Raw genomic sequence first — 26,549 nt, forward strand, 5'->3', positions numbered from 1 at the left:
AACCCTTATATAGAAAGGCATTTAGCGATTTTTGTCAATTGTTTTTGCTCTAGAGCGAACTAATCAATTAAGTCTCTTGCCAGATAAGGATTTAGTCGATTTATGCCCCCCTATCGAACCATAACAAGTAACGAAGAGCCAAATCCACACTAAGAGTAAAGATACTCGGACTGATTTCTTGCATAAATTATCCACTAAAATTGTCCGTGAAAACCAAACGATAATTTTAGAAGATTTAAATACATCGGGGATGGTTAAAAATCGGAAGCTATCCCGTGCTATATCAGACTTAGGATGGTGTTCTTTTCGAGATATGCTGTCAGCAAAGTCCGATCAACATGGGCGTTATTTTTGGTTAATTTCCCGATGGGAACCAACCATTCAACGATGTTCCTGTTGTGGGAATATTGGCGGCAAAAAAGCGTTAAATGTCCGTGAGCGGGAATGTCTTTTCTGTGGGACTTTCCATGATCGGGACGTGAACGATGCGGTAAATATTAAGGTCGCCGTCGGGCATTCGGAGACTTGAAACGGATGTGGAGGGACGGTAAGACTTTCTGTAAAGAAAGCACACCCCGATGAAGCGTCAACCCGTCGGTCGCCCGTTCAACTTAGCTTGTTTGATCTACTGGTCATCACCGACGCAGAGAGCGCAGTGAGGATGTCAACAACAATTGATCAACTCCTGAAATAACAGACTCCCATCGGTCAAATTGAGCAGCGGATCGGCAGCCCGTTCGGGATGAGGCATCATTCCTAGCACGTTTCCTGCTTTATTGGTAATTCCTGCAATATTATTTAACGATCCGTTGGGATTTCCTGACTCATTTACCTCTCCTGTGGCAGTACAGTAACGAAAGAGAATTTGTCCGTTATCCTCCAGAGATTTTAACGTATCTTCTGCGGCATAATAACGCCCTTCCCCGTGAGCAATCGGCAAATTAAGCACCTGTTGCGGTTGATATCCTCGCGTCCAGACAGATTGATTATTTTCCACTTTTACCGGCACTCGATCGCAGATAAAATGTAAATCGCGATTGCGAATTAAGGCACCGGGTAGCAGCCCAATTTCCGTTAATACCTGAAAACCGTTACAGATGCCTAAAACTAATTTACCTTTTTCGACTTCTTCTCGGACAGTTTTCATCGCTGGCGAAAACCGAGCGATCGCACCACAGCGCAAATAATCGCCGTAACTAAATCCCCCCGGCACCACGATCACATCCAAATCCGCTAGATCCGTCTCTTGATGCCAAACATAGCGGGTAGGTTGCTGAAAAATCCCCTCAGTCACCGTTGCCACATCTCGATCGCAATTCGATCCGGGGAAAACAATAATCCCAAACTTCATAATTTTTAACTTGGTTAATTCATTTTGCAAAAAGCTCTCATCAGATGGGTGTTAGGGTGTTAGGGTGGTCACTGCTTGCGCGTTGCGGGGGGTGTTAGGGTATTAGTTGAATTTCCCTATTCTCCCATTTCCCTATCCCCTAATCCCCCATTTCCCCATTTCCCTATGCCCTAATCCCTATCCCCTATCTCCTGACAATGCAAATCAAAGCGATAATTTTCAATCACAGGATTAGCCAATAGTTGATCGCACATTTGATCCAATTGAGCGCGAGCGCTGGTTTCGTCCGCTGCTGTCACGGTAAGCTCAATATACTTACCAATTCGCACCCCGGCTACAGTATCATAACCTAATTGCTTTAATCCCGATTCTACTGCCGTACCCGCCGGATCGAGCACCGAGGGGCGCAGAGTAACATAAATACAGCACTGATAATTTTTTGGCATAGAATTAACTTTGATCGCTGACCTTTTTGATATGAAATCCCAACGCACCCGATCGCAAGAGCGCATTATCCACTTACTCAAAACCTTAAATCGGGCAGTATCCGCTCAGGAATTGTTTGTGGAACTCCGTCAGCGTGACCAAAATATGGGGTTAGCCACTGTTTACCGCGCCCTAGAATCCCTAAAACTACAGGGAGCAGTGCAGGTGAGAACCCTAGCCACAGGAGAATCCCTCTACAGTTCCGTTCAGCAGGATCAACACCATCTTACCTGTATTCATTGCGGTCGGTCTATCGTCTTTAATGAGTGTCCCGTTCACGAATTGGAAGAAAAACTCGAAAAATCACACCAATTCAAGGTTTATTACCACACTCTCGAATTTTTTGGACTTTGCGATCACTGTCAACCCAGTTAAGTAGGGTTTGCTGAAAAAGTTTTTCCTGGGGGCAGGGTGTGGGGTGTGGGATGCACTACATTTAAACTGCCCATCGGGAAATTTTAGTACAAATGCTCAGACTTTCCACTCCAGTGCCGTCTTACAGGGATTAAACTGTTGTTTGACCTTGCACTGTTTTAAGAGGGATTAACTCCGGCTGACTGTAGTGATGATGACTGTTGAGGGGGGATAACAAGGGGAAAAAGGGCTGATGTAAACTAATTAATTGAGCGAGAGTTTTTTTGAGATGGGTACGGGGAACGATCGCATCGACAAACCCGTGTTTTAATAGGTATTCCGATGTTTGGAAACCTTCCGGTAATTTCTCGCGCAAAGTCTGTTCAATTACCCGCTTACCGGCAAAACCGATAGTAGCCTTTGGTTCGGCGATAATAATATCTCCCAACATGGCAAAACTGGCCGTGACTCCTCCCGTGGTGGGATTAGTCAAGACGGGAATATAGAGTAACTTTGCTTCCCGATGCCGGTTAAGAGCACCAGAAATCTTGGCCATCTGCATTAAACTTAACATTCCTTCCTGCATTCTCGCCCCGCCGGAAGCGCAGATGATCACGAGGGGCAAACTTTCATCGGTAGCGCGCTCCGTCAAACGACAGAGTTTTTCTCCCACCACCGATCCCATGCTACCCCCCATAAAACGGAAGTCCATCACCCCTAAAGCTAAGGGTAAACCATCGATCGTCCCCGTTCCCGTCTGGACAGCATCAGTCAGTCCGGTTTTTTCTTGGGTTTCCCGCAAGCGATCGCTATAACTTTTCCGATCGCGAAATTTGAGCGGATCCGTCGGTCGAATCTGTTCATCAAGGCAATTCCAAGTATTAGCATCGACTAACTGGCGAATTCTTTCTTCACTTTCGACCCGATTATGATGACCGCAATCGACACAAACCAGTTGATTAGCTAATAAATCCTTCGTATAGGCCAAAACGCCGCAATTTGGGCATTTTGTCCATAGACCATCGGCTATTTCTCGTTCCTGTTGTTGTTGAACCTTGGGTTCTGTTTTTTGGCGATTTGCAAACCAATCAAATAGAGACATAGTTTAAAATAAAGACAATTTATCGACTTTCCTCTAGGGGACTTAATAACAAAAGTGCTGTCCAGCGATCTTGGGGACGGACTTGTAGGGCGGCCTGATGTCCCTGGCCGCAATAAATACCAAGGCCAATAGCGATAACGCGACTGGGGATGTCGTGAGCTTTGAGCATTTCCTGTAGCCAATCGGCTTCCCAACGACTCGGGGTTGTTCTAATGGTGATCCAAGACACGGAAGACTATTGTATCAAGATTTAATTACAAGATAGCTTTTTTACAACAAAGGAAAAAAAATGGTTTGATAGACTGAGATGATCTTATCACTCCAAAAGACACTCATCAGAGCGCCGAGGGCAAGAAATGGGCCAAAGGGTATAGCTTGTTTTTTTGCCATTTTACCGAGAAAAATGCCCGTCATACCGATCGCCGCCCCAATAGCACAGGCCAGAAAACCGGTGACTAATAATGCTTGCCATCCTAACCAAGCACCGATCATGGCCGCTAATTTTGCGTCTCCTCCCCCCATGGCCTGTTGTCCGAGGGCAAAACTTCCCCCCCACCGGATCAGATCAAATAACCAGACTCCTAAAACCGCACTAGCGATCGCTGAAAAGAGATAGATAACACTTTGATTATTTTGCCAACCTAAAAGAGTTTGGAAAACTATCCCTAAAACTAATCCCGATTGGGTGAGGGAGTTAGGAAGCGTCATCGTGTCAAAATCAATCAAAGCTAAAGCTAATAACCAACTTAGGAGAATCCAATAGCCGAGGGTCTGCCAAGAAAAGCTAAAATCTCCTAAAACCAGACAAAATAACAAACCGGTAAAAGTTTCGACGGCTGGATAACGGACAGAAATCGCAGTTCTACACCAGCGACAGCGACCCCCTAGCCATAACCAGCCTAAAACAGGTATATTCTCGCTTTTACCTAACCTATGGTGACATTTCGGACAGTGGGAAGGGGGATAAACTAGAGATATCCCCTTAGGTAATCTATAGATGACCACGTTTAAAAAACTGCCCACCGAGGCACCAAAAGCGAAGACAAAGGCAAAAGTAACTAGATGAAAGAGGGTTTCCATCCTTAAACTGGCAGATAATTGATTAGTTTGTTATCGCCTATTATAGGGGATAAAGACACCACTATCTCCCCTCTTAAGCATCCAGTAATAATACTTCAGGCTCATCCCTAAAGGTGAATTTTCTTCTGGGCATTTTTTTTGATTAATTAGGGTTTGCTGAAAAAGTTTGTTGGTGGGGTTAGGAGTCGGTCGTCAGGAGTCAGTAGCCGGTCGTTTCAGGTTTTGTTGTCCTCTTTTTTGTACCAGTTTATGTACTAAAAGAAGGATAATGCCAGGTTTTTGAAGGTCTTAATCCTATATTCTGGCACTAACATCGGATTTTAACAGGTCAAAAGCTTTATTTTAAAAGGGTTTTACCATTATTCAGCAAGCCCTAATTAGCGGATATCACCCTAGATAATGGGGGTAAAACCCCACTATCAGCCCCAAGGGGAACCTGACAAAATTAAATTATCCCAGTCAACGAGGACAAATTAATGAAACCGATTGTTGAATCTTTTTACAACTGGTACAGCAGCAAAATCACTCACCCCCAATATCGTTGGATTATCATTCTGGGAACTATGGTTTATCTTTTTAGCCCCCTCGATATTTCTCCTGACGTTTTCCCGATTATTGGTTGGATCGATGATGGGATTGTCCTCACCCTTTTAACCACGGAATTATCGCGATTAGTTCTTGATTATCGCAATCGCCGTCCGGGGGGAGTAAATAATCAAACCGAGGTTTCTTCCCCAACCAATGCCGTTGATACCGATGCTGTAGAAGTCAGAAGTTAGAATTCGTAAGTCTCAATTCTGACTTCTGAATTCAGGAGATTGCTGTTATTTATTCTCCCCACTTCCCCACTTCCCCATTTCCCCACTTCCCCACTTCCCAATTCATAATTCCCTCTCCCCTCCTTCCTAAACTGGAATCAAAGAACTATCGACGCTGGCTAAAAGTGTTTGCACTTCCTCATCGCTGGTTTGGGAAAAATCCTCGTACCAAAGAGAAATTGATCTCAATTCGTAGGGTTTATGTAGGCAAATTACTCGATCAACTAATTTTTCTAATTGCTCACAGACTTCCACTGGGGCAATAGGAACAGCAATAATAATAGCAGCGGGATTTTCAGCCCTAAGGGTCAGAATCGCCGCTTTAATCGTTGCTCCCGTAGCGATACCATCATCTACTAGAATAATCGTTTTTCCCGTCAGGTCCGGAAAGGGTCGCTCACCTCGATACAAGCGATCGCGTCGCTCTAATTCGATCATTTCTTCCTTTGCTACCCGTTCCATCATCGCCTCCGATAGGTGCAAGTCGTCAACGATACTTTCATTGATCACCCGCACACCATTCTGACCGATTGCCCCAAAAGCTAACTCTTTTCGCTCAGGTACACCTAATTTTCGCACCAAACACAGATCTAGCGGTAAATGTAACCTTTGGGCAATTTCAAAGGCGATCGGAACCCCCCCCCGGGGCAAAGCCAAAACTAGCACCCCATCACTATTGGTATATTCTGTCAAGTAACTAGCTAATAGTCTCCCTGCTGATCGCCGATCTTTGAGCAGATAAGTCATAACTCCCTCCTAGGGGCTAATCCCCGTGGGGATCCCTAGTCTCCCCTGACTTTATTCTATATTTCTCCGCTCATCTCTAGCTGAAATGTTAAGAAATTTAGCGAAGGCTTGACATTTTTTCGGCTAACCGAAGTTTTTCTAGGCCAGAGATCGGCTAAAATCTTAGGCCAGAGGGTTTTGTAAAGTTAGGTAACAAACATGAATCAAAGTTTAAGTGATGCGCTAGAGCCGATCGCCGCTGCCTTTCGCGGTCTCGGAACTCCCGAACCGATCGTTCATTGGGGACATCCAGTCATGATGGGGATCGTGGTTTTAGTTATGGGTAGTTATACTGCCTATGCCGGTTGGCAAAGCCGTTTAAGCAAAGATGGGGAAGTAGTGGCCAAAAATCGGGCTGATCACCGCAAACTCGCCCCCTGGCTGTTTTTATTTATCGCTCTCGGTTACACCGGCGGTATTTTATCCCTAGTTATACAGAAACATCCAATCCTCGAAAGCAGCCATTTCTGGACAGGATCGATCGCGATCGGTTTATTAGCTTTCAATGGATTATTGTCCCTCACTGGCTTCGCTGGCGGGAAAAAAGAACTTTTCCGGACTATTCACGCCTATATCGGCAGTATTGCCCTGATTTTACTGCTAGTTCACGGTGTTTTTGGTCTTCAGTTGGGATTATCTCTCTAGTTGGTTTATGGCTTCGGGTGGGAATTGGCCCACCCGGAAATTTTTCACCGCAGAAGACTGTGGCCAAGGGCAATAATTGAAGAAATTATGACTTTAAGCACTATTCTTGGGATTCCGAGTTTAGAATTAACAGGTAATTTACCCAGAAAGTAAAGTATCGTCACGCAACGAGGAGATAGATATTTTGAAGAAAGTAGAAGCGATTATCCGACCCTTTAAACTTGAAGAGGTGAAACTCGCCCTAGTTAACGCGGGCATTGTCGGGATGACCGTCTCCGAAGTTAGAGGTTTCGGTCGTCAGAAAGGTCAATCGGAACGTTATCGCGGTTCCGAGTATACCGTCGAATTTCTCCAAAAACTCAAGATCGAGATCGTCGTCGAAGATAAGCAGGTCGATATGGTCGTCGATAAGCTGATTTCTGCGGCGCGTACCGGTGAAATCGGAGACGGTAAAATCTTTATCTCCCCCGTGGAACAGATCGTCCGCATCCGTACCGGAGAAAAAAATCTCGAAGCGATTTAACCCCCCGACAAGGGATGATAGCACAATGCTGTCATCCCCTCCCCATTGAAAGTGTTTCCCATCAAGAAGTGTAACCTAATTTGGTATCGACCACCGACGACCGATTCCCCAAAACGGAAACTTTGTACCTCAACATTAAGATAACTACTATAATTGAATCTATTGGCTCGGTCTGCCCCCATCGCTGCTGAAGACCGCCGAAGGGGATAAATAATTTGACCAGACTAGATATGATCATTTCCGGTGACTAAAAAAACCTCTTGCCTAAAAAGTCACAAATATTATACAATGTTTGATTGTGGCCAAAATCGGGGTTAGGTGGTGCTGAAGGCACTGCCGAGCAGAACCGTCTTGGTCGCTCGGTCTTCGCCGGGATACTGAAGATAAACCCTTTAAGTCCTGAAGAAACAAAGACCAGCAACAATCTAGGCAGAACCAGCAACCCTGTCTAGTCTTACTTACGAATTTAACGGGATGCCAGCTTAAATAACTCGAAAAAAGTCATTCAAGTTGGGCAGGCTGATAAAGCGGGAAAAATCTTTTCCGCTCCTATAGCCACGGCCACGTTATTTTTGATTGTCGTCTAGTAAAGATAAAGAGAACAATCCGTGTCTATCGGTATCCTCGGTACAAAACTGGGCATGACCCAAATCTTCGACAACAAAACGGGAGTCGCCATTCCCGTCACCGTCGTTCAGGCCGGTCCGTGTCCCGTCACCCAAGTCAAAACTAAAAAAACCGACGGTTATGAATCCATCCAAGTGGGATACAAAACCGTCAAAGAAAAAGCCCTCAACAAACCGCTGCTCGGTCATTTAGCCAAAGCCGGTGTCTCCCCCCTGCGGCATTTAATCGAATACCGTCTTGAGGACGCATCCGCTTACACTTTAGGCCAAGAAATTACCGCCGACATCTTCCAAGAAGGCGATTTGGTAGATGTGGCTGGAACCACCATCGGACGGGGGTTCTCCGGCTATCAAAAACGCCATAACTTCAAGCGCGGTAACATGACCCACGGTTCCAAAAACCACCGTCTCCCCGGTTCCACCGGCGCCGGTACTACCCCCGGCCGCGTCTTCCCGGGTAAGAGAATGGCTGGACAATACGGATCAACCCAAGTGACCATCCGCAAATTGTCCGTGGTCAAAATCGATAGCGAACGCAACCTGATCCTGATCAAAGGAGCCGTCCCGGGTAAACCAGGAACCCTGTTAAACATCACCCCCGCCAAGAAATTTGGTAAATAGGGCAAGGAAAGATTAAAGCCATGGTTAACTACACAGTCAAAAATTGGCAAGGGGAAGAAGCGGGAACAGGCACCCTGGAACTAAAAACCGCTAAACCCGAAACCGCCAAACACCTAATTCACCGCGTCGTCATCAGCCATCTAGCGGCGGCCCGACAAGGTAACGCCTCCAGCAAAACCCGCTCGGAAGTGCGCGGCGGTGGTCGCAAACCCTGGCGGCAAAAAGGCACCGGTCGCGCCCGGGCCGGTTCGATCCGTTCTCCCCTCTGGCGTGGTGGTGGTGTCATCTTCGGACCAAAACCCAGAGATTTTGAAGTTAAGGTCAATCGCAAAGAGAAAAGATTAGCCCTGAGAACCGCCCTGATCGGCCAGGCCGATAACTTTATCGTGGTTGAAAGCTTCGCCGAACAATTCTCCCAACCCAAAACCAAAGAACTCACCGCTGCCTTAAGTCGCTGGGGAGCCAGTCCAGAGGAAAAAATTCTGCTAATTCTGACGGAAATTCCCGAAAATGTCTATTTATCGGGACGTAATATCTGCAATCTCAAAATTATTCGCGCGGACAGTCTCAACGTCTATGATGTCCTCCTAGCCGATCGAGTTATCGCCACCGCCGCAGCCCTAGCCAAAATTGAGGAGGTCTATGGTGCTTAAAACCGAAGCCAGGCAACTCGCCGATCTGATCCTAAAGCCGATCGTGACCGAGAAAGCTACCCTGCTCCTAGAACAAAATAAATACGTCTTCGATGTCGCCTTGAAAGCGACCAAGCCGGAAATTCAAGCGGCGATCGAACTGCTGTTTGACGTGAAAGTAACGAAAGTGAACACCAGCCGCCCCTCTCGTCAGAAAAAACGCGTCGGCCGTTTCCTCGGTTACAAACCCCAATATAAACGCGCGATCGTGACCCTAGCAGCAGGCGACTCGATCACCCTCTATCCCGACGTATAAAAACCAAGAAACCCGATAACGGAAAACTAAACTATGGGTATTCGCTCTTTTAGACCTTTAACCCCCGGGACAAGGCAGGCGGCCATCTCCGACTTTAAAGAGATCACCAAAACCGAACCGGAAAAGTCCCTAACTCATCGCAAACACAGCAAACAAGGGCGTAATAATCGCGGTGTCGTTACCAGTCGTCACCGGGGCGGCGGTCATAAACGCCTCTACCGGATTATCGATTTTCGTCGCGATAAACGGGATATTCCCGCCACAGTAGCGGCGATCGAGTACGATCCCAACCGTAACGCCCGCATTGCCCTGCTTTTCTACAAAGACGGGGAAAAACGCTACATCATCGCCCCCGCCGGTTTAGGCGTTGGTGATACCGTCATCGCCGGAGAAAACGCTCCCTTCGAGGTGGGTAATGCCCTGCCCTTAAGTCGCATCCCCCTAGGGACAGAAGTTCATAACATCGAACTCGTCCCCGGTCGCGGTGGTCAAATGGTGCGGGCTGCCGGTGGTTTCGCCCAAGTGGTAGCCAAAGAAGGCGATTACGTTACCATCCGCCTCCCCTCCAAAGAAGTCCGCATGATCCGGCGTGAATGCTACGCCACCATCGGAAAAGTCGGTAACGCCGAAGCGAGAAATATCAGTCTCGGTAAAGCCGGCCGTACCCGTCACCGCGGTCAACGGCCCCATGTTCGGGGTAGCGTCATGAACCCAGTCGATCACCCGCACGGAGGTGGAGAGGGTCGCGCTCCCATCGGACGTTCCGGCCCGATGACTCCCTGGGGCAAACCCGCCCTCGGCCGCAAAACTCGCAACAAGAAAAAACGCAGTAGCGATCTCATCGTGCGCCGTCGTAACCAGGGTTAGAAATTATTACTTTACTTTTGACTGAAAATTATGGGTCGTTCACTGAAAAAGGGGCCATTTGTCGCCGGCCACCTGATGGAAAAAATCGAAAAACTCAACGCACAGGGCAGTAAACAAGTGATTAAAACTTGGTCCCGTGCCTCGACAATCATTCCCGATATGGTCGGTCACACGATCGCCGTTCACAACGGCAAACAGCACGTTCCCGTCTATGTTTCCGAGCAGATGGTCGGTCATAAACTCGGTGAATTCGCTCCCACCCGCACCTTCCGCGGCCACGCCAAGAGCGACAAAAAAGCAGGACGGAAATAGACCGGTGGGCGGTAATCTTAAAACCGTCAGCCCCCGGTCAGCGTTCAGATAACTATGAGATGGTGGGTTACGGCGACTAGATAAATTAATAACTAAGTCTTATAAGTTGTCGTCGCCTAACCCACCCTACCTAACTGATAACTGATAACTGAAATGACCATCGATACCTCTAACGAAGTCAAAGCGATCGCCCGCTATATTCGGATGTCACCCCTGAAAGTCAGACGGGTACTCGATCAGATCCGCGGTCGCTCCTATCGGGAAGCCCTAATTATTCTCGAATTCATGCCCTACCGGGCCTGTGATCCCATCCTGAAAGTCTTGCGTTCCGCCGTTGCCAACGCCGAACATAACGAAGGACTCGATCCCGCCACTTTGGTGGTTAGCCAAGCCTTTGCCGATGGCGGACCGACCCTAAAACGTTTTCGACCCCGGGCCCAAGGGCGCGCCTACCAAATTCGCAAACCCACCTGTCATATCACCGTCGCCGTCGCTCCTAGCAACAAAGACTAATCACCTTAACTAAAAAAACCACAATGGGACAAAAAATCCATCCCCTCGGTTTTCGTCTCGGCGTTATCAAAGATCATAAATCTTGCTGGTATGCCGACGCGAAACGTTACCCCGAACTACTGCAAGAAGATCGCCGCATTCGTGAATACGTCGAAAAAAACCTTGCTAATGCTGGTATCGCCGATATTCGCATCGAACGCAAGGCCGATCAAGTAGATATCTCCATCCATACCGCCCGACCAGGGGTCGTCGTCGGTCGTGGTGGCACGGGAATCGAACAGCTGCGCCTAGGTTTACAAAAAGCCCTCGGTGGCCAGCGTCAAATTCGTATTAACGTCATCGAAGTGGCTCGCGTTGATGCCGATGCCAACCTGATCGCCGAATACATCGCCCAACAACTAGAAAGACGGGTTTCCTTCCGTCGTGTTGTCCGGCAAGCCATCCAACGGGCGCAGAGGGCCGAAGTCAAAGGGATCAAAATTCAAGTTAGCGGTCGTCTCAACGGGGCGGAAATCGCTCGGACTGAATGGGTGCGGGAAGGACGAGTTCCCCTGCATACCCTGCGCGCCGATATTGATTACTCCTATAAAACCGCCAGCACCATCTACGGGATTCTAGGCGTGAAAGTTTGGATATTTAAGGGCGAAATTATCCCCGGGCAAGAAGAAATTGCCGCCGCCGTTCCCGCTCAAGCACCGCGCCGTCAACAGCGTCGCCGTCAACAGTTTGAAGATCGCTCTAGTGAGGGCTGATCCCTAATATTTATCAGTGGTAAATAGCTCATGTTAAGTCCCAAAAGAACAAAATTCCGCAAACAACAGCGCGGACGGATGCGCGGGCTGGCCACCGGCGGAAATACGATTAATTTCGGCGATTTCGCCCTGCAAGCCACCGAACCCTGTTGGATTACTTCCCGTCAAATCGAAGCCGCCAGACGGGCAATGACTCGTTATATTCGTCGGGGTGGCAAAATCTGGATTCGCGTTTTTCCCGATAAACCCGTCACCCAACGAGCTGCAGAAACTCGGATGGGGTCCGGGAAAGGTTCCCCCGAATTCTGGGTGGCCGTGGTTAAACCGGGGTTCATTATGTTTGAGATTGCTGGGGTAGCCGAACCCGTGGCCCGGGAAGCAATGCGCCTAGCCGCCCAAAAATTACCGATTAAGACCAAATTTATCACTCGCGAGGAGGATTTTGTCTAATGGCTCTACCAAAAATCGCCGAAGTGAGGAAGATGAGTGATGACGACATCGCCGCTGCTATCCTCGCTGCCAAAAAGAAACTGTTTGAATTGCGTTTGCAACAGGCCACCCGCCGCTTGGAAAAAACCCACGAATTCAAACACACCCGCCACCGTCTTGGCCAATTATTGACCGTAGAACGGGAGCGCCAACTAGCCCAGTCCACCCCGGAGGCATAACCCACTATGGCAGTTAAAGAAAGAGTTGGGGTAGTAGTCAGCGACAAAATGGATAAAACCGTAGTGGTAGCCATTGAAAACCGCTCTCCTCACCCTAAATACGGCAAAATCGTCGTGAAAACCCAGAAATTTAAGGCTCACGACCCAGAAAATCAAGCCAAACAAGGCGATCGAGTTCGTATTCGTGAAACCCGCCCCCTCAGTAAAACCAAACGTTGGCAAGTGGCGGAAATATTAACCGATAATTAAATTTCACCTAGGTAAAAACCGTGATTCAACAACAAACCTACTTAAATGTCGCTGACAATAGCGGGGCGCGGAAACTAATGTGTCTGCGGGTGCTGGGAACAGGTAACTGTACCTACGGTGGCATCGGTGACAAAATTATCGCCGTGGTTAAGGACGCTATCCCCAATATGCCCGTGAAAAAATCCGATGTGGTGACGGCGGTGATTGTGCGGACCCGTCAAACCGTCCGTCGCGATAGCGGTATGAGCATCCGTTTTGATGATAACGCCGCCGTGATTATTAATAATGACGGTAATCCCAAAGGTACGCGGGTTTTTGGTCCGGTCGCTCGGGAATTGCGCGATAAAAACTACACCAAAATTGTTTCCTTAGCCCCAGAAGTTCTCTGATCAAAGTCAAAAGTACAAAGGCAATCGGAGGTCAAAAAAAATGAGTAAGAAAAACATTCAAACCCCGCCCCAAAGGCAAAAAATGCACGTTAAAAAAGGGGATGTTGTGCAAGTAATCGCCGGTTCCGATAAGGGCAAAGTGGGCGAAATTTTACGGGCCTTACCCCAAGAAAGTACCGTGGTGGTCAAGGGAGTTAATATCCGCACCAAACATACTAAACCCCAACAGGAAGGAGAATCGGGTCAAATCGTTACCTACGAAGCACCGATTCACAGTTCCAAAGTGATGCTCTATTCCGAGAAGAAAAAAATCGCCAGTCGGGTGGGTTATACCTTTACCGAAGACGGTCGGAAAGTGCGGATACTGAAGAAAACTGGCGAAATTATCGATTAGTTTCCCATCAATTCTAGTTCCTGACCAAGCCCAGGAAAAGTAAGCAGCAAAACTATGAGCCAAAAACTAAAAACCACCTATCAAGAAACCATTGTTCCTAAACTGAAAGAACAATTTGGTTATACCAATATCCACCAAGTACCTAAAGTTATCAAAATTACCGTTAACCGCGGTCTTGGGGAAGCTTCACAAAACGCCAAAGCTTTGGAGTCTTCCAAGGAGGAACTGTCCACCATCACCGGACAACAACCGGTAGTGACTAGGGCAAAAAAAGCGATCGCTGGTTTCAAAATTCGCGAAGGAATGCCGGTGGGAGTCATGGTGACATTGCGCGGCGATCGAATGTACGCTTTTTTAGACCGTCTAATTAATCTGGCCTTACCACGTATTCGCGACTTTCGCGGTATCAGTGGTAACAGTTTTGATGGTCGTGGTAACTACAGTTTAGGCATTCGTGAACAGTTGATCTTCCCTGAAATTGAATACGACAAAATCGATCAAATTCGTGGGATGGACATCTCAATCATCACCACCGCTAAAACCGACGAAGAAGGACGCGCCCTCCTCAAAGAGATGGGAATGCCCTTTAGATAAATCAATCAAGAGAAAAGTCAACAGTGACCGGTAAATAAGTAAACAGTGAACAGCAAACAGTAAACAGTGAACAGTCAACAGTGAACAGTCAACAGTGATTGAGTGAAAAGACAGCAGGAACCTGCTATTTAATACTACTCACTTAATACTCAAATCTGATAACTGACCCACTGATAACTGATAACTGACCCACTGATAACTGATAACTGATAACTGATAACTGATAACTGACCACTGATGTTGATCCCAATTTAGGAGAAAAACAGGTAATTCATGTCTGCTAACGATACCATCTCGGATATGCTGACCCGCATCCGTAACGCTTGTGCGGTTCGGCAGACCACTACTCAAATTCCCACCACGCGGATGACGCGCAGTATTGCTCAAGTTCTCAAAGACGAAGGCTTTATTGCTGACTTTGAGGAAGTGGGTGAGGGGATTAAATCTCAATTAGTTCTTTCCCTCAAATATAAAGGCAAAAACCGTCAACCGATCATTACTACCCTCACCAGAGTCAGTAAACCGGGCCTGCGAGTTTATTCCAACAGTAAAGACTTACCTCGCGTCCTCGGTGGCATTGGCATCGCCATTGTTTCCACCTCTAAAGGCATTATGACCGATCGCGAAGCGCGTAAACAAAACGTTGGTGGCGAAGTCCTTTGCTACATCTGGTAAACAAGGATAAGCTATCAGCCGTCAGCCTTTCCAAGTTTAAACCCGATAGCTGACCCACTGATAACTCTTCCCTGATAACTGATAACTGATAACTGATAACTGTTATGTCTCGTATTGGCAAACGCCCGATTCCTATTCCCAATAAAGTCACCGTCGATATCGATGGTGCTACCGTGACGGTGAAAGGGCCCAAAGGAACTCTCCAGAGAACCCTACCCACCGCCGTCGCCATCAATAAAGATGGCGAAACCCTGCTTGTTACCCGTCAAGACGATTCCCGTACTGCCAGAGAACGCCACGGACTCTGTAGAACTCTAGTGGCCAACATGGTAGAAGGAGTCGCTACTGGCTTTCAAAAACGCCTCGATATCCAAGGGGTGGGCTACCGCGCCCAGTCGCAGGGTAGTAAATTAGTTCTCAACGTCGGTTACAGTAAACCCGTGGAAATGGAGATGCCCGATGGTGTTTCCGTCGCCGTAGAAAACAACACCCAAGTTATCGTCAGTGGCATCGACAAAGAAGCCGTCGGTAACATTGCCGCTAAAATCCGCGAGGTTCGTCCCCCCGAACCTTATAAAGGAAAAGGGATTCGCTATCTTGGTGAAGTTGTCCGTCGCAAAGTTGGTAAAGCTGGCGGTAAAGGCGGTAAAGGAGGTAAAAAATAAACCATGAAACTTAGTCGCAAAGAATCAGTCCGTCGTCGTCACCAGCGTGTGCGTCGCAAAATTAATGGCACTGCTGAACGGCCCCGTTTATCCGTATTTCGTTCTAATAACCACATCTACGCCCAAATTATCGACGACGTAGCCCAACATACCCTCGCTGCTGCTTCTACCCTAGAGGCAACCTTGCGCGGGGAATTGGAATCCACCGCTACCCAAGAAGCCTCGGCTGCCGTGGGTAAACTGGTGGCCCAACGGGCCCTAGACAAAGGCATTGAACAAGTGGTTTTTGATCGCGGTGGCAATCTCTATCACGGTCGCGTCAAAGCCTTAGCAGAAGCGGCTCGGTCAGCCGGCTTAAACTTCTAAAATATCCTTTCAACACTGATAAAACTATGGCAAAACGTCGCAAAGGCAACCGCGAAAAAGAAAAAGAAACCACTTGGCAAGAGCGGGTCATCCAGATCCGCCGGGTTAGTAAAGTGGTTAAGGGTGGTAAAAAACTCAGCTTCCGGGCCATCGTCGTGGTCGGTAATGAAAACGGCCAGGTGGGAGTGGGAGTTGGCAAAGCAGGGGACGTTATCGGGGCTGTCCGTAAAGGCGTGGCCGATGGCAAAAAACAACTAATTGAAGTCTCCTTAACTAAAGCTAGTTCTATCACCCACCTCACCCGGGGTGCTTCCGGGGGCGCTCAAGTGATTATGCGTCCGGCTGCTCCGGGGACTGGGGTTATTGCCGGGGGTGCTGTCCGTACCGTTTTAGAATTGGCTGGGGTGAAAAATATCCTCGCTAAACAACTCGGTAGCGATAACCCCCTCAATAACGCTAGAGCCGCCGTTAACGCCCTAGAAACTCTCCGCACTTTCTCGGAAGTGGCCAAGGATCGAGGCGTATCTGTAGAACATTTGTACACCTAGAGAAATCACCATGAAACTCCACGAAATCGCCCCCCAACCGGGGTCCACTAAACGTCGTCGTCGTGTGGGACGGGGTATCTCGGCCGGCCAGGGCGCTAGCTGCGGTCTGGGAATGCGCGGACAAAAATCTCGCTCCGGGACGGGGACTCGTCCCGGTTTTGAGGGGGGACAAATGCCCCTCTATCGTCGGGTTCCCAAATTAAAGCATTTTCCTTTGGTTAACCCCCGTCAATACACAATCGTTAATCTGAAAAAATTAGCTTCTTTACCCGCTAATACGGAAGTTACCCTGGAAAGTCTGCTAAAAGCTAAAATTCTCACCAGCAACGACGGCCCTTTAAAAGTTTTGGGTGATGGTGAAATTACCGTTCCCCTCAAGGTGAAGGCCGCCGCTTTTAGCAATAGTGCTAAAGAGAAAATTACCGCCGCTCAAGGTACTTGGGAAGAAATTTAACGGAGACAGGAGGCAGGAGGCAGGAGGCAGGAGGCAGGAGATAAAAGGCAAAAGGCAAAAGGCAAAAGGTAAAAGGCAAAAGGTAAAAGGTAAAGGGCAGCTTTGTTCTCCCCACACCCCACACCCCACACCCCACACCCCACACCCCACACCCTACACCCCACACCCTACACCCCACACCCCACACCCCACACCCTACACCCCAAACCCTAACACCCAACCCCCAAGACCTGATTGATATATCATAAGAAAGACAGGGGAAATCTTAAAAAAATCGAGAAAGTTTTCCCCCTCGATTACTTTTTCCCATAAAAAAACTGCACTAGAGGTAACTGTTAATGGTCGTCAGTCGTGATAAGGCTCCCACGGCACAGGAAACGTTTATGCAAATGGCACAGGCGGCCGGTTTACGCGGTCGCTTGTTGGTTACATTGGGTTTACTGATTCTGCTCCGTTTTGGGATGTTTGTACCGATACCCGGTTTGGATCGGGCAAGATTAGCAGAAATTATTCAAGGTAACGCCGCTTTGGGAATCCTTGACCTGTTTACCGGGGGAGGATTATCGACTTTGGGGATTTTTGCCCTCGGCATTCTTCCCTATATCAACGCCTCAATTATCGTGCAACTGCTCACCGCTGCCCTTCCTTCTTTGGAAGATTTACAGAAAAATGAAGGAGAAGCAGGACGGCGAAAAATTGCCCAAATTACCCGTTATATTGCCTTTGGTTGGGCAATTATTCAAAGCATCGGTATTACTCTCGGTTTATTGGTGGCTAACGGCGTTGTGGCCGGAACTTTACCCTCGATCGCCGCTACGGTTCTCGCTTTAGTGGCCGGTTCTATGTTCGTGATGTGGATTTCGGAACTGATTACGGAACGCGGTCTGGGAAATGGAGCATCTTTGCTGATTTTTGTCAACATTGTCGCTGTTTTACCGAAAACCCTCGGTGATACGATTACTTTTGCTCAACAGGGTGGCCGACAAGCGATCGCTCAAGTGGTGATTCTCTTGCTGGTTTTCTTGGTGATGATTATCGGCATTGTTTTTGTTCAGGAAGGAACCCGTCGGATTCCGATTGTTTCTGCCCGTCGTCAGGTGGGTCGTCGTCTCTATCGGGAAAGAACCAGTTATCTACCCCTACGACTCAATCAAGGGGGCGTGATGCCGATTATTTTCGCCTCGGCAGTGTTGGTCTTACCTTTCCAATTGGTGCAAGCTTTACCCACGGATAACCCGGTCGGTCAGGTTTTAGTCCAGTTGGTTAATGCCCTGCGTCCCGATAGTTGGGGTTATGTGGCTTTTTATAGCTTACTGATTCTCGGTTTTAGTTTCTTCTACGCTTCCCTGATCGTTAACCCCAAAGATATGTCCCAAAACCTGAAAAAAATGGGGGCCAGTATTCCGGGGATTCGGCCAGGGACCGCTACTACTAATTATCTGGAAGGGGTGCTGAATCGTCTCACCCTTTTGGGCGCTCTCTTTTTAAGTTTGGTGGCTACTGTGCCGACTGTAGTAGAAAGCGCCACCGGTGTCACCACTTTTCGCGGTTTGGGGGCAACTTCCCTGTTAATTCTGGTGGGGGTGGCGATCGATACCGCCAAACAAATTCAAACCTATGTCATGTCTCAACGCTATGAGGACATGATTAAAAAGTAGTTAGATAGTTAACCAGTGACCTTTTAGCGGTTACTGGTTGTTTTTTACCTTAAAACCCTATATTTAATCCATGAGCAAACGGATCGGTGTGATATTTTTGGGACCGCCCGGATCGGGAAAAGGAACCCAAGCGGCAAAATTAGCGGAATCTCTGACGATTCCCCATATTTCTACCGGTGAAATTTTACGTCAAGCAATTACAGAGAAGACAGAACTTGGTCAGCAAGCACAAGCTTATGTGGAAAAGGGCGAATTAGTCCCCGATGAGTTGTTATTAGGTTTAATTCAGGAACGTTTAAAACAGCCTGACAGTGCTAAGGGTTGGATTCTTGATGGTTTTCCCCGCACGGTGGCACAGGCGAGCTTTTTAGACGCATTACTGGAAGAATTGGCCGATAGTTACACATTTGTGGTTAATTTGGCTGTACCAGATACGGTCTTAATTGAGCGTCTCATGCAACGCGGTCGTCAAGATGATACTAAAGAAACGATCTCCCGTCGCCTACAGGTTTATATCGACCAAACTGCCCCCGTTTTAGATTATTACGGTCAAAAAGGCACTCTTAACCATATCGACGGTAATCAACCGATGGACGCGGTTACGGCGGCTTTAACAGCAGTTGTCACTCCTGTTTAAAGTTTCTCTCAGAATCAATTCAGTAATCAGTGATCAGTAATCAGTAATCAGTGATCAGTTATCAGTAATCAGTGATCAGTAGGTTGGGTTGAAGCATGAAACCCAACGCCCGCATAGTTTACGCTACCGCTAACCCATCCTACAAATAATTGTGCCTCCCTACTTATACTAAATCCAGTTATTAAAAACTGATTATTTATTCCCTCTTTTGCCTCTTGCATGAGTGCCTGAGTAGAAAACGGGTTTCTCGGAGAAACCCGTTTTCTGTGCGTTACTCAACGGATTTAGTATTATAAGTTTTTTATATCAAACAAGCTTTAATAGTTAAGCATATTAAAATTTACATTTCGCAATATTTATCTTTTATTAAAAATTTATTGAAAATAATTCTCATTTGTTTACGAGGTTGCAATACTTCCAGCGATTATGGTATAATTTCGCAGTATGAAATGATGGGTTCCTCTGTGCTTTTTGGGGTTTTTAGCTGTCTGGTGATCCTGAAAACCCTTGCTAAATCTACACTCACCTATTCAGCAACAGCAACAACTGGCAGTTAAAGAGCCTTTTTTAAGCCAACCCGTTGATCAATTAATTGTGTAGTTTTGTTGCAAAGAGAAAGTTTTTTTGACAAAAAGAACAAAGTGTGCTGCCACTGGATTTAAAATAAACTCAATTGTCCTTCTTGTTTTAAGTGCCAGTTATCATCACCAACTCTCTGGGCAATATCTTCGAGGACGCTTAGAATCGTCTGATTTTCGGGAGTTGTGCCATTTTTTAACAGAGGTAATATATTAAAAACAATATCATCAAAGCTAGAGCTTTTATTATCTCTTTCCATCCTTCTCAAATAGCTAATCAAATAGTATTTAATTCTCAATTTAACATCTATTTTTGATTTAAACTTACTGTCTTTTTTGATGGTATATAGTTCAGTCTTTTCCTCATAATCAAAATTATCTAACAAAATTGGAGTCAAGTCTGAATACTCCTTGGCTAGTAAATCTAAAAACCCTAATTCCAAACCTTTAATAATCAATTCATCGTTAATTTGTTCTAGGGTTGCCCCATCATTTTTAGCAATAATTCCTTCAACAGTTTGCATGACAATCTCGGTGATATCCATGCCTAAGTTAGCTTTCATTACCGCTTTGGGAGTGGGAACTTTCCGAAAATTAATAATTAACTGTCCTGATAAAACTGTAAAGGGATTTTGCCGCTTTTTAAAGCTCGTTTGTCCATTTTTTTGTGGCACTGCTCCCACATATTCAAATCCGCAACTTTCTGCGGTATCTAAAATTAAATGCCAAAACTCAGGATCTTTGTGAGCAAAGACAAAGGATAACCATCGCTCAAATTTCAAAACTCGATACATTTCTCGAATACTTTGGGCAATTAATTGATTATATTCCTGTTTACTTTTTTGGATTGTTCCACCTTCAATAGCTTCTAATTGATAGTCCTTTTCCGTCACTTCTAAATCTAACCAAGCATTCCACATTATTGATAAATCTAAGTAGGGAATTTTCTTTCCGTAGGGAGGATCGGTATAAATATAATCAACGCTTTCATTTTCAATAAAATTTAAGTCTGTCGCTGTTCCTTTAACAATTTTCGCCCGGTTGATGGTGTTTTTATTAATAAAATAATTCATCTCCTTTTTAGCGGCAACTATCTTTTTAAATCTCAATTCAAAGTAAGTAAAAATATCAATTTCTACAGGTTGAGGTGCTATGCGATAACGGTAATATTGAAAAACTGAAGCATTTCCTTGTCCAGATGCAGGTCTTTGATTATTGTTATGATAAGTTAAATTAGCTTTAGTTAATAAGCCAGAAAACATTAACAATAAAGACTCCCTAATATTCTCGTTTAGTTCTTGTTTAATCAGATGTTTTAATAAACTTAGTCGAGCCAATTGTTTGTTACTAAATAACTGTTCAACAGTAGCCACATCAGAACCTTTAGGCAGTTTCAAGCCTTGGGGATAGGGATAGGTATTGAGTGCCTTTGTTATTGCTTCTTTGGTTTGCGGTTCTCGCTCTTGGTAGGCTAATTTAACTCGTTCAAAAGCTTGACTTAAATCATCAAAATCAACGGGACTAATTAAAGAATTAACAAGAAAAATAGCCAGAGGGTTAATATCAATACTAATCGCTTTGCGGTTATTCATTAAAGCTTCAATTGCCGTCACTCCACTACCGCCAAAAGGATCAAGAATGACATCTCCCGGTTGACTAAAGTTTTTAATATATTCTGCCACCACATTCCATGCTTGTTTAGTAAAATATCCATGCACACCAAAATGTCTTTTAGCTGCTCTTTTTTTGACTTCAATTGGGTTTAATAAGGGACGACTTGAGTAGTCAAAAGTTTTGCGACTGATTGGGGAATGGCTTTGATAACTAAAACTTTTCCCCACTTGAAATCTATCTGGCGCTAAATACTGGGTCAACTCTTGCCAACTATCGGCAATTGCATCAAGAGAAAAATATAAGATAGGTGTACTGGTATCGAGGGTCTTAAATAAACTAAATTCTAGGCCATTACAAAGAGCAAAATAATTACTTCTGATTTCAGGATGAGTGGCATAACTATAGACCTGTTCTACTGAATCACCTTCGTAGATATTTTCCGTTGGTTTTTTAGCCTCTAATACCCAAGCATAACTTTGATTAACTTTGAGAACATAGTCAGGAATTAAATTTATCGGACGTTTTTTACTGCCAACCTTTAAAAAGGGATGCCGTAGGGTTTTACTTCTTTCGATATTATCCTCTTGGTAGCCCAAACTTGTTAAAAGAGGCAAAATAATCACTTCTCTAACGCTGTCTTCCTTAAAGTTAGGGTTATTTTTAATTGCCTGAAAATCAATAGCAGAAAAAATATGATTCATGGGTTAGCATTGTTTGTGATAAGTAGGTAGGCGTTAAAAATTATCAGACACCCCCCTTATCAAGGGGGGATTAAAGGGGGGACTAAGGGGGGATCGGCACCCCCCTTATCAAGGGGGGATTAAGGGGGGATCGAACTTAAAATCCATTTTTAATTTAATTATAACCAGCTACTTAGTTTCGATAAATCTTCCTTACTCAGGGGAAAATCAGACCGATTAACTTTGAACACTTACCATTAACCCGCCGTGAAGTTGGGTAAGCTAAGACGCATCTTAACCGCCTATCCTTAGATGAGCTACATCTCCCCCAATCCTTTTACTGTTGCAAGAGTGCAAGAGTGCCTCATCTGAACAAGCAATTTAAATGCGCGGGCAGCTGATGACAGGATTTGACATTTGTTCTGGTGTTGCCCGTTCCGGCGGTTTCTCTAGATAAGGTGGGTAGAGCATCTTTGACGATGCCTCAACAATATAAGTTAGTCAGGCTTTCTAAAATATATCGTAATCGAGTAGAAGCCCGGTTTCAACCCGCTTCTAGTCATACAAAATCCGTTGATTATAGGCTACTTATAAGGACAGGCACTCGTGCAACAGGGAATAGGCAAAAGGGGGAATAAATAATCAGTTTTTAATAACCAGATTTAGGATCACCGATGAGAATTCCCATCTCTTGAGAACGGGGAGATGTCAATTTTCTAGCAGTCGATGAGAGATTCTTGGGGACGAACCTAGCTAAAAATACCCCCACGCAATCGGTCAACCCGATTACGTTAAAATCAAAAGCAGGATACTGTGTATGACGGAAAAACTCGATGAACTCAGTGATTAAAGCGGTACAAACTGCCTATTATGGGGATGCAGCCTATCGGACACCACCACCGGACTTAGAATCTCTCCTGCTCAAAGAGAGAATTGTCTATCTGGGGTTGCCCTTATTTTCCTCCGATGATGTCAAGCGCAATGTCGGGGTGGACGTGACGGAATTAATTATCGCCCAACTGCTCTACCTGCAATTTGACGATCCCGAAAAACCGATTTTCTTCTATATCAACTCTACCGGCACATCCTGGTACACGGGGGACGCGATCGGCTACGAAACGGAAGCTTTCGCCATCTGTGACACCCTCAACTACATTAAACCTCCCGTTCATACTATCTGTATCGGGCAGGCCATGGGAACTGCAGCGATGATTCTTTCCGCAGGAACCAAGGGTTTTCGCGCCTCCTTACCCCACGCTACCATTGTTCTCAACCAAAACCGCACCGGGGCCCAAGGACAAGCCACCGATATCCAGATTCGCGCCAAAGAAGTAATCGCTAACAAACAGACGATGTTAGAGATTTTCTCGAAAAATACGGGTCAAACCACCGAAAAACTGGCGAAAGATATGGATCGCACCTTCTATCTCACCCCACAACAGGCGAAAGACTACGGATTAATCGATCGCGTTCTCGAAAGTCGCAAGGAACTACCGAAACCCCTCGCCCAAGTTAGTTAAGATTTATTACAAATTAGCAGGAGTTGTTACCAATTATGCCTATCGGTGTGCCAAAAGTTCCCTACCGTCTGCCGGGTAGCCAATACGAACAGTGGATTAGCATTTACAGCCGTCTTTCGGTGGAACGCATTCTTTTTTTGGGGCAGGAAGTCACCGACGGGTTAGCCAATGCCCTTGTGGCCCAAATGCTTTATCTCGACTCGGAAGATCCCACTAAACCCATCTATCTCTATATCAACTCGCCGGGGGGTTCCGTTACCGCCGGTATGGCCATCTACGACACCATGCAGTACATCAAAGCGGAAGTGGTGACTATTTGTGTGGGATTAGCGGCCTCTATGGGGGCATTTTTACTGGCTTCCGGTAGTCCGGGTAAGCGTCTCGCCCTTCCCCACGCGCGGATTATGATTCACCAACCCATGGGCGGAACCGGGCGCCGGCAAGCGACGGATATCGACATTGAAGCTAAGGAAATCCTGCGTATTCGCCAGCAATTAAACGAAATTATGGCTAATCGCACCGGACAAACCATCGAACGCATCGAAAAAGACACTGACCGCGATTATTTCCTCTCCGCCGAGGAAGCCGTCGCCTACGGTTTAATCGATAAGGTGGTGGAGGGAAGACCGGCTTAAGTCAGCCATAGGTTAGAACAGGCGAGAAACCTGTTCTAACTGCCAAATGAAGGGCGTACGCTATACGCCCCTACCAATCACAGCAGCTGCAATGTAGGGGCGCAAAGCTTGCGCCCCTAATCTGACATTGTGAACATTTTTCAGCCAAGGGCCAAGAGAGGCTCTTTTTTTTTCTGATATTGAGGGAATAAACCTGACTCCTTTACTATAAAAAAACTAAAAAATCTGTATCAAAAGTAGCAGAAATTAGAAAAAAATAAACTCGCTTCTGTTGATTTAAGAGGGTATCTGTTGGGTTTCGTTCCAAGAGACCAACCTACTTAGGGTTTGCTGAAAAAGTTTTTCAGCAAGCTCTAGATAGTCAAGAGCTTATTACTTTTGATCGCCCATTGGGTCAATTCCGTGCGATTATGAAGACCGGTTTTATGAAGCATATTCGACACATGACTTTCGATTGTCCGTTGACTAACATTGAGTTTTTCGGCGATTTCCCGATTAGCCATGCCCTGGGCGACCAATTGTACTACTTTTAACTCCGTTGGGGTTAATTCCACATTACCCGGGACTTGAACAGGGGTGACATCCGGGGAATGGATGCGGGTGCTGCGTTTCAGCAACCGGCCCGCTTGTTTAAGGGAAGACTCCACCCGGGCCACTAATTCTTCCGGTTCAAAGGGTTTGACCATATAGACATCGGCCCCGGCGGTTAAACCTGTTACCTTGTCCTGACTTTGACCCTTAGGGGAGAGAAAGATCACGGGAATGCAACGAAAACGACTGTCCTGACGAATTTTTTCGAGGAAGGCATAACCGTCCATTTCCGGCATCATCAGATCACAGATAATCATATCGGGGATTTCTGCTGCTTTGGCAGTATTTGCCCCGCGTTCGAGGATTTCTAGGGCTTCGGGACCGTTTTCTGCGGTTGTCACCCTATAACCACGAAACTCTAGATAATCCTTCACCAAAAGTATTAAATTCGGGTCATCGTCGATGAGTAAAAGTTGTTTATTGTCTTTGTTGGTCTCTTTCATCGGTATTTTCCACGCTGCAGGGTTGGGGGAATGGAGACGGACAAAGGATCGATAGGCAAGAGGCAACAGGTAGTTAGATATGTGCAATTAATTAGGGTTTCAGCTAGTTTTAACCCTGTTTTCCTCTATTGTTTCGGGTTCTTCTTCTGGACAGTTCAGGGAAATTGCCGGTAAATCGTGGCAAAGGAAAGCATATTCGGTGACGATTTGATTACCGATTAGGTGTTCTTGGATAATTCTTTCGATCGCTTCCTTGTTTACCCTTCCATACCAGACTCCTTCTGGGTACACTAATAAAATCGGTCCTTGGCTACAAACCCGCAAACAGTTGGCTTTAGTGCGAAAAATACAGCCCGGACGGTTCGCGCTGGGGCGATCGAGTTCTAATTCACTTAACCGCTTCTTTAAATAATCCCACACTTCTAACCCTTCTTCCTTGTCACAGCATTTTGGCTTAGTCTGATCGCAGCAGAGAAATAGATGACGCTGGATCTGGGCCAGTCCCAACTTAGCCACATTTTCCCCCAAGATATCTCTGGTGTCCGCTTCTTCCATAAATTTTTTTTATCAACTAAACTCTTGACATTGAACAGAAAATGTGCATAGCCGACTAAACTTTCGGTTTGAGGATGTAACGATAGATGAGATAAACGATAGCGGCAAGGATTAAAGCGCTTAAAACTGCGCTGACTAGGCGTAAAATCGCCGTTAAAATCGAAAGAGCCACAAAAACCCCCGCCACTGCCACGACTACCTGTGCCGGTGTGGACAGGCTGCCGTACCAAGTTTTCACTTTTTCGAGAGTGGCAGCGAAACTAACCGGGGTAGCAACGGGGGGAAAATCGTCGGTTTCGATTTCCACTTCCACTTCCTCTGGGGTATATTTAGTATCGAACGGTTCGGGAGACTGCATAAACACTCAAGCTACTTAACACTTCATCCCTATTTTATCGGTGATTGGGGTTGACAGGGGTTGGCGCAGAATTAATGTAACATTGACATCCTCACCGCCGTAAACGGACGGCGATTCCCAAACCTCACGATTTGAGTTTCTGCTTCTGTCCCGAAGGATTTTTCGCACCTGCCTTAACAGATTTACTCTGTTCTGGTCTTATGGTCGCTCTACAGACTGACACCGCAAGCCCTGCGGCCAAAATATTTTTACTGGCGTTAATATCTCGGTCATGGTGTGTCCCACAGTCTGGACAGTCCCATTCTCGAACATTTAACGGCATTTTCTCAGCAATATACCCGCAATTACTACACCTTTTAGAGCTAGGAAACCATCTATCTATTTCGATGTAATTTCTTCCATACCAACGGCATTTATAGGCTAATTGTCGGGTTATTTCTCCCCAGCTTACATCAGATATTGCCTGAGATAATTTCGGGTTTTTGACCATATTC

At 46.2% G+C, this 26,549-nt stretch carries 37 protein-coding genes and 1 pseudogene; 27 read left to right on the plus strand and 11 right to left on the minus strand.

The annotated features are described in order from the left end of the window. Nucleotides 1-136 precede the first annotated feature (136 nt). Nucleotides 137-694 (plus strand): annotated as a pseudogene (locus IM456_RS11750) (RNA-guided endonuclease InsQ/TnpB family protein); the annotation flags it as partial. Here IM456_RS11750 and purQ read toward each other — a convergent pair. Then, nucleotides 665-1,351: a phosphoribosylformylglycinamidine synthase subunit PurQ gene (gene purQ / locus IM456_RS11755; RefSeq protein ID WP_149986080.1), complete on the minus strand. Its 687-nt coding sequence runs from the start codon at nucleotides 1,349-1,351 to the stop codon at nucleotides 665-667. The pseudogene IM456_RS11750 and the gene purQ overlap by 30 nt on opposite strands. Nucleotides 1,352-1,521: 170 nt before the next feature. Next, complete coding sequence (purS, locus tag IM456_RS11760) at nucleotides 1,522-1,797, minus strand: phosphoribosylformylglycinamidine synthase subunit PurS (protein WP_271992370.1); 276 nt, start codon at nucleotides 1,795-1,797, stop codon at nucleotides 1,522-1,524. 31 nt (nucleotides 1,798-1,828) lie between these two features. On the opposite strand from purS, the gene IM456_RS11765 reads away from it, so the two are divergent. Then, nucleotides 1,829-2,212: a Fur family transcriptional regulator gene (locus IM456_RS11765; RefSeq protein WP_002802309.1), complete on the plus strand. Its 384-nt coding sequence runs from the start codon at nucleotides 1,829-1,831 to the stop codon at nucleotides 2,210-2,212. Nucleotides 2,213-2,342: 130 nt separating this feature from the next. On the opposite strand, the gene accD is transcribed toward IM456_RS11765, so the two are convergent. The 3 genes from accD to IM456_RS11780 are packed head-to-tail and all read right to left on the minus strand — an operon-like array spanning nucleotide 2,343 to nucleotide 4,373. Beyond that, nucleotides 2,343-3,293: an acetyl-CoA carboxylase, carboxyltransferase subunit beta gene (accD, locus tag IM456_RS11770; protein WP_149986078.1), complete on the minus strand. Its 951-nt coding sequence runs from the start codon at nucleotides 3,291-3,293 to the stop codon at nucleotides 2,343-2,345. A gap of 19 nt (nucleotides 3,294-3,312) precedes the next feature. After that, the gene (locus IM456_RS11775) at nucleotides 3,313-3,522 is read right to left on the minus strand and encodes a hypothetical protein (protein WP_149986077.1); all 210 of its coding nucleotides are present in this window, start codon (nucleotides 3,520-3,522) and stop codon (nucleotides 3,313-3,315) included. Nucleotides 3,523-3,563: 41 nt separating this feature from the next. Continuing rightward, nucleotides 3,564-4,373, minus strand: a complete 810-nt coding sequence (locus tag IM456_RS11780; protein WP_149986076.1) for a prepilin peptidase — start codon at nucleotides 4,371-4,373, stop codon at nucleotides 3,564-3,566. A 476-nt stretch (nucleotides 4,374-4,849) separates the two neighbouring features. Here IM456_RS11780 and IM456_RS11785 point away from each other — a divergent pair, with 476 nt between their 5' ends. Next, nucleotides 4,850-5,152 carry a YkvA family protein gene (locus IM456_RS11785; RefSeq protein ID WP_149986075.1) on the plus strand — a complete coding sequence of 101 codons (303 nt, stop codon included), beginning with the start codon at nucleotides 4,850-4,852 and terminating at the stop codon, nucleotides 5,150-5,152. A 126-nt stretch (nucleotides 5,153-5,278) separates the two neighbouring features. On the opposite strand, the gene IM456_RS11790 is transcribed toward IM456_RS11785, so the two are convergent. After that, nucleotides 5,279-5,938: a phosphoribosyltransferase gene (locus IM456_RS11790; protein ID WP_149986074.1), complete on the minus strand. Its 660-nt coding sequence runs from the start codon at nucleotides 5,936-5,938 to the stop codon at nucleotides 5,279-5,281. Nucleotides 5,939-6,136: 198 nt separating this feature from the next. Here IM456_RS11790 and IM456_RS11795 point away from each other — a divergent pair, with 198 nt between their 5' ends. The 22 genes from IM456_RS11795 (at nucleotide 6,137) to IM456_RS11900 (ending at nucleotide 19,081) form a co-directional block, all read left to right on the plus strand. After that, nucleotides 6,137-6,622: a DUF4079 domain-containing protein gene (locus IM456_RS11795; RefSeq protein ID WP_149986073.1), complete on the plus strand. Its 486-nt coding sequence runs from the start codon at nucleotides 6,137-6,139 to the stop codon at nucleotides 6,620-6,622. A 184-nt stretch (nucleotides 6,623-6,806) separates the two neighbouring features. After that, entirely contained in the window at nucleotides 6,807-7,145 is a 339-nt protein-coding gene (locus IM456_RS11800) for a P-II family nitrogen regulator (RefSeq protein ID WP_287691129.1), read from the plus strand. Nucleotides 7,146-7,753: 608 nt separating this feature from the next. After that, complete coding sequence (gene rplC / locus IM456_RS11805; RefSeq protein ID WP_012267968.1) at nucleotides 7,754-8,392, plus strand: 50S ribosomal protein L3; 639 nt, start codon at nucleotides 7,754-7,756, stop codon at nucleotides 8,390-8,392. 20 nt (nucleotides 8,393-8,412) lie between these two features. Further along, nucleotides 8,413-9,045, plus strand: coding sequence for a 50S ribosomal protein L4 (gene rplD, locus IM456_RS11810; RefSeq protein WP_149986072.1), 633 nt, complete (start codon nucleotides 8,413-8,415; stop codon nucleotides 9,043-9,045). Beyond that, on the plus strand, nucleotides 9,035-9,340 hold the full coding sequence (locus tag IM456_RS11815; RefSeq protein WP_012267967.1) for a 50S ribosomal protein L23: 306 nt from the start codon (nucleotides 9,035-9,037) through the stop codon (nucleotides 9,338-9,340). Before rplD ends, IM456_RS11815 begins: the two co-directional genes overlap by 11 nt. A 33-nt stretch (nucleotides 9,341-9,373) precedes the next feature. Then, nucleotides 9,374-10,207 (plus strand): 50S ribosomal protein L2, encoded by an 834-nt coding sequence (gene rplB, locus IM456_RS11820; RefSeq protein ID WP_002746601.1) that lies wholly within the window; start codon nucleotides 9,374-9,376, stop codon nucleotides 10,205-10,207. 30 nt (nucleotides 10,208-10,237) lie between these two features. Next, a complete protein-coding gene (gene rpsS, locus IM456_RS11825) occupies nucleotides 10,238-10,519 on the plus strand; it encodes a 30S ribosomal protein S19 (protein WP_002753908.1) in 282 nt (93 codons plus the stop codon). A 153-nt stretch (nucleotides 10,520-10,672) separates the two neighbouring features. Next, on the plus strand, nucleotides 10,673-11,032 hold the full coding sequence (rplV, locus tag IM456_RS11830; protein WP_002796426.1) for a 50S ribosomal protein L22: 360 nt from the start codon (nucleotides 10,673-10,675) through the stop codon (nucleotides 11,030-11,032). 23 nt (nucleotides 11,033-11,055) lie between these two features. Further along, nucleotides 11,056-11,784, plus strand: coding sequence for a 30S ribosomal protein S3 (gene rpsC / locus IM456_RS11835; protein WP_061432468.1), 729 nt, complete (start codon nucleotides 11,056-11,058; stop codon nucleotides 11,782-11,784). A 30-nt stretch (nucleotides 11,785-11,814) separates the two neighbouring features. After that, entirely contained in the window at nucleotides 11,815-12,234 is a 420-nt protein-coding gene (gene rplP / locus IM456_RS11840; RefSeq protein WP_002734310.1) for a 50S ribosomal protein L16, read from the plus strand. Beyond that, nucleotides 12,234-12,452 carry a 50S ribosomal protein L29 gene (gene rpmC, locus IM456_RS11845; protein ID WP_147070997.1) on the plus strand — a complete coding sequence of 73 codons (219 nt, stop codon included), beginning with the start codon at nucleotides 12,234-12,236 and terminating at the stop codon, nucleotides 12,450-12,452. Before rplP ends, rpmC begins: the two co-directional genes overlap by 1 nt. 6 nt (nucleotides 12,453-12,458) lie before the next feature. Continuing rightward, nucleotides 12,459-12,701, plus strand: coding sequence for a 30S ribosomal protein S17 (rpsQ, locus tag IM456_RS11850; RefSeq protein ID WP_046660592.1), 243 nt, complete (start codon nucleotides 12,459-12,461; stop codon nucleotides 12,699-12,701). 20 nt (nucleotides 12,702-12,721) lie between these two features. After that, nucleotides 12,722-13,090: a 50S ribosomal protein L14 gene (rplN, locus tag IM456_RS11855; protein ID WP_002732358.1), complete on the plus strand. Its 369-nt coding sequence runs from the start codon at nucleotides 12,722-12,724 to the stop codon at nucleotides 13,088-13,090. A gap of 40 nt (nucleotides 13,091-13,130) precedes the next feature. Beyond that, complete coding sequence (gene rplX / locus IM456_RS11860) at nucleotides 13,131-13,484, plus strand: 50S ribosomal protein L24 (protein ID WP_002733835.1); 354 nt, start codon at nucleotides 13,131-13,133, stop codon at nucleotides 13,482-13,484. 54 nt (nucleotides 13,485-13,538) lie between these two features. Further along, on the plus strand, nucleotides 13,539-14,078 hold the full coding sequence (gene rplE, locus IM456_RS11865; RefSeq protein ID WP_002801925.1) for a 50S ribosomal protein L5: 540 nt from the start codon (nucleotides 13,539-13,541) through the stop codon (nucleotides 14,076-14,078). A 273-nt stretch (nucleotides 14,079-14,351) separates the two neighbouring features. Beyond that, a complete protein-coding gene (gene rpsH, locus IM456_RS11870) occupies nucleotides 14,352-14,753 on the plus strand; it encodes a 30S ribosomal protein S8 (RefSeq protein ID WP_002734721.1) in 402 nt (133 codons plus the stop codon). Nucleotides 14,754-14,857: 104 nt separating this feature from the next. Next, complete coding sequence (rplF, locus tag IM456_RS11875; RefSeq protein WP_149986071.1) at nucleotides 14,858-15,418, plus strand: 50S ribosomal protein L6; 561 nt, start codon at nucleotides 14,858-14,860, stop codon at nucleotides 15,416-15,418. A gap of 3 nt (nucleotides 15,419-15,421) precedes the next feature. Further along, nucleotides 15,422-15,784 (plus strand): 50S ribosomal protein L18, encoded by a 363-nt coding sequence (gene rplR / locus IM456_RS11880; protein WP_002753900.1) that lies wholly within the window; start codon nucleotides 15,422-15,424, stop codon nucleotides 15,782-15,784. 26 nt (nucleotides 15,785-15,810) lie between these two features. Beyond that, nucleotides 15,811-16,332, plus strand: coding sequence for a 30S ribosomal protein S5 (rpsE, locus tag IM456_RS11885; RefSeq protein ID WP_002746611.1), 522 nt, complete (start codon nucleotides 15,811-15,813; stop codon nucleotides 16,330-16,332). Between the two features lie 10 nt (nucleotides 16,333-16,342). Further along, complete coding sequence (gene rplO / locus IM456_RS11890) at nucleotides 16,343-16,786, plus strand: 50S ribosomal protein L15 (RefSeq protein WP_079206322.1); 444 nt, start codon at nucleotides 16,343-16,345, stop codon at nucleotides 16,784-16,786. 338 nt (nucleotides 16,787-17,124) lie between these two features. Continuing rightward, nucleotides 17,125-18,444: a preprotein translocase subunit SecY gene (gene secY, locus IM456_RS11895; protein WP_002796420.1), complete on the plus strand. Its 1,320-nt coding sequence runs from the start codon at nucleotides 17,125-17,127 to the stop codon at nucleotides 18,442-18,444. A gap of 70 nt (nucleotides 18,445-18,514) precedes the next feature. Then, nucleotides 18,515-19,081 carry an adenylate kinase gene (locus IM456_RS11900; RefSeq protein ID WP_012267964.1) on the plus strand — a complete coding sequence of 189 codons (567 nt, stop codon included), beginning with the start codon at nucleotides 18,515-18,517 and terminating at the stop codon, nucleotides 19,079-19,081. 658 nt (nucleotides 19,082-19,739) lie between these two features. Here IM456_RS11900 and IM456_RS11905 read toward each other — a convergent pair. Then, the gene (locus IM456_RS11905; protein ID WP_287691122.1) at nucleotides 19,740-21,974 is read right to left on the minus strand and encodes a DNA methyltransferase; all 2,235 of its coding nucleotides are present in this window, start codon (nucleotides 21,972-21,974) and stop codon (nucleotides 19,740-19,742) included. Between the two features lie 812 nt (nucleotides 21,975-22,786). Here IM456_RS11905 and IM456_RS11910 point away from each other — a divergent pair. Both IM456_RS11910 and IM456_RS11915 read left to right on the plus strand, forming a co-directional pair. Beyond that, entirely contained in the window at nucleotides 22,787-23,473 is a 687-nt protein-coding gene (locus IM456_RS11910) for an ATP-dependent Clp protease proteolytic subunit (protein WP_002746650.1), read from the plus strand. Nucleotides 23,474-23,508: 35 nt separating this feature from the next. Then, nucleotides 23,509-24,108 carry an ATP-dependent Clp protease proteolytic subunit gene (locus tag IM456_RS11915; RefSeq protein ID WP_002734165.1) on the plus strand — a complete coding sequence of 200 codons (600 nt, stop codon included), beginning with the start codon at nucleotides 23,509-23,511 and terminating at the stop codon, nucleotides 24,106-24,108. A 353-nt stretch (nucleotides 24,109-24,461) separates the two neighbouring features. Here IM456_RS11915 and IM456_RS11920 read toward each other — a convergent pair whose 3' ends face one another. The 4 genes from IM456_RS11920 to IM456_RS11935 all read right to left on the minus strand — a co-directional run. Next, complete coding sequence (locus IM456_RS11920) at nucleotides 24,462-25,142, minus strand: response regulator transcription factor (RefSeq protein WP_149986067.1); 681 nt, start codon at nucleotides 25,140-25,142, stop codon at nucleotides 24,462-24,464. A 99-nt stretch (nucleotides 25,143-25,241) separates the two neighbouring features. Further along, on the minus strand, nucleotides 25,242-25,697 hold the full coding sequence (locus IM456_RS11925) for a (2Fe-2S) ferredoxin domain-containing protein (protein ID WP_287691119.1): 456 nt from the start codon (nucleotides 25,695-25,697) through the stop codon (nucleotides 25,242-25,244). 55 nt (nucleotides 25,698-25,752) lie between these two features. Next, nucleotides 25,753-26,055: a hypothetical protein gene (locus IM456_RS11930; RefSeq protein ID WP_061432461.1), complete on the minus strand. Its 303-nt coding sequence runs from the start codon at nucleotides 26,053-26,055 to the stop codon at nucleotides 25,753-25,755. 124 nt (nucleotides 26,056-26,179) lie between these two features. Next, the coding region (locus IM456_RS11935) for an RNA-guided endonuclease TnpB family protein (protein WP_287712778.1) at nucleotides 26,180-26,549 on the minus strand (370 nt) is incomplete at its 5' end.

Origin of the sequence: Microcystis sp. M079S1 (genome assembly GCF_020246425.1) — a bacterium.
Taxonomy (GTDB): Bacteria; Cyanobacteriota; Cyanobacteriia; order Cyanobacteriales; family Microcystaceae; genus Microcystis; species Microcystis aeruginosa.